This is a genomic window from Micromonospora sp. ATA51, from assembly GCF_016802855.1.
Lineage (GTDB): Bacteria > Actinomycetota > Actinomycetes > Mycobacteriales > Micromonosporaceae > Micromonospora > Micromonospora sicca.
The window spans coordinates 1-2,297 of sequence record NZ_JAEVHJ010000567.1 but is presented as its reverse complement, the minus strand read 5'-3'; the positions used below and the strand labels follow the sequence as shown (position 1 = coordinate 2,297).

Annotated in this window: 1 protein-coding gene and 1 pseudogene; both read left to right on the top strand. The window is 71.5% G+C overall.

Annotated elements, in window-relative coordinates; translation table 11 throughout:
* Positions 1-1,276: pseudogene (locus tag JNW87_RS37805) on the top strand (IS1380 family transposase); the annotation flags it as partial.
* Positions 1,277-1,474: 198 nt separating this feature from the next.
* Entirely contained in the window at positions 1,475-2,161 is a 687-nt protein-coding gene (locus JNW87_RS37800; RefSeq protein ID WP_238455378.1) for a thiolase family protein, read from the top strand.
* The last annotated feature ends 136 nt before the right edge of the window (positions 2,162-2,297 follow it).

Sequence of the window (2,297 nt, the reverse complement as noted above, 5' to 3'; positions counted from 1 at the left end):
TTCAGTGATGCTCTCGCCGGTTTGCGGCAACGGCAGGGTGGGCACGACCCGGGCCGGATCGCCGTGGATGTGGCGGTGATGCTCGCCGACGGCGGCGAGGCCATCGCCGATCTGGCTGTGCTGCGTGACCAGCCCACCTTGTTCGGGCGGGTCGCCTCCGACCCGACGGCATGGCGGCTGTTGTCGCAGCTGGACGAGCCGATGCTGGCCGAACTACGTGCCGCGCGGCCGGGCCCGCGAGGTCGCCTGGGCCCAGCACGCCGAAGTCCGCGGCGACCTGCCGCAGGTGAGCGTGGCCGGCCGGCAGGTCGACGGCCTGGTCCTGGACATCGACGCGTCGATCGTGATCTGTCACTCCGAGAAGGAGGCAGCTACCCGCACCTGGAAGAAGACGTTCGGCTATCACCCGTTGCTCTGCTTCCTGGACAACACCGGTGAAGCCCTTGCCGGGCTGCTGCGCGAGGGTCGGGCCGGGTCGAACACCACCGCCGACCATGTCACCGTCCTCGACCAGGCCCTCGCTCAGATCCCCGATGCGCATCGGCACGGCACCCCGATCCTGCTCCGCAGCGATTCGGCCGGCAGTAGTCACGGCTTCCTCGCCCACATCCGGTCCCTGCGGGAGCAGCACGTGGACATCCGGTTCTCCGTCGGCGCCGCGATCACCGAGCCGGTCCGGGAGGCGATCCGCGCCGCGACCGGCTGGGTCCCCGCCGTCGACACCAGCGGTGATCTGCGTGAAAACGCCGAGGTCTGCGAGATCACCGGCCTGTTCGAGGCGGCCGGTTGGCCCGAAGGGGCCCGGTTCCTGGTCCGCCGGGAACGCCCGCACCCCGGCGCTCAGCTGTCGCTGTTCGACACCGTCGAAGGCTGGCGGCATCAGGTCGTCGCCACTGACACCCCTGCCGGCAACGGCGGCATCCAGCACTTGGAGGCCCGGCACCGCGCCCACGCCCGCGTCGAGGACCGCATCCGCACCGGCAAGGACACCGGCTTCGGCCGCTTCCCGTCCCGACACTTCGCGATCAACCAGGCCTGGCTGCAACTCGCCCTGACCGGCATCGACCTACTCGCCTGGACCCAAACCCTGCTCCTGGACGGTGACCTCGCCCGAGCTGAACCCAAGAAGCTGCGCTACCGCCTGTTGCACGTCGCCGCCCGGATCACCCGCACCGCCCGCCAGACCCGGCTCGCCATCGCCGCCGACTGGCCCTGGGCCAACGCCCTGACCAGCGCGTTCAACCGCCTCGCCACGCTACCCCAACCCGCTGGCTGACCCAGCAACCTCACGCCCCGACCAGCTCCACGGAGGAACCCGGCCCAGCGCCGGGCCGTCAGCATGCCTGCATTCCAGCGCAAATCCCTGGAACCCATCTCATCGAGCAACAGCTATGAACCAGCGCTCAAATGAAAGACCGAGGTTAATGGGTTACCGGCTCGAACCTGGTGGATGTGGCGAATGGTCAACCCCCGGATGCCCGCGGAATGGACCATCCCCCTCGGCGAATGCGCCGAACTGGTCGCCGACCGGTACGGCATCACCCGCGAGGCCCAGGACGCGTTCGCGTTGGCCAGCCACGAGAAGGCCAGCCGCGCCTGGCGGGACGGCCGGTACGACCAGGAGGTCGTCGCGTACCCGGGGATCGACCTGCCGCGCGACGAGTCCATCCGCGACGACACGTCCGCCGCCGCACTGGCCCGGCTGAACCCCGCTTTCCGCCCGGACGGTGGCACGCTCACCGCAGGCAACTCGTCGCCGCTCAACGACGGGGCCGCGGCCCTGCTGCTCGCCGACGAGGACGGCCTGCGGGCCACCGGCCGGGAACCGCTCACCCGCTTCCGGGCGTCGGCGGTCACCGGCATCGAGCCCAAGTACTTCGGGGTCGGACCGGTCGAGGCGGTACACCGGGCCCTGGCCAAGGCCGGCCGCGGCCTCGCCGACCTGCACACCGTGGAACTCAACGAGGCCTACGCCGCGCAGGCGCTCGCCTGCCTGGCCGAGTGGCCCGACCTCGACCCCACCATCGTCAACCCGCACGGCGGCGCCATCGCCATCGGCCACCCCCTCGGCGCCTCCGGCGCCCGCATCGCCGGCGCGGTCGCCCACCAACTCGCCGCCGCCGGCAGCGGCGTCGGAGTCGCGCCCTGTGCATCGGCGTAGGGCAGGGCCTCGCCCTCGTGCTCGAACGCTGACCGCCGGCAAGGCGACGCCGAGGCCATCCCGTCGCCCGCGTCGCCCACGCACCGTCGCTGCCCCGCCGACCCCATGACGGAGACTCGATGACCACCACCGCCAC

What these genes read in the sequence shown, in the direction of transcription:
- JNW87_RS37800 (WP_238455378.1), top strand. Translation starts at nt 1,475, where the DNA reads ATGCCCGCGGAATGGACCATCCCCCTCGGCGAATGCGCCGAACTGGTC.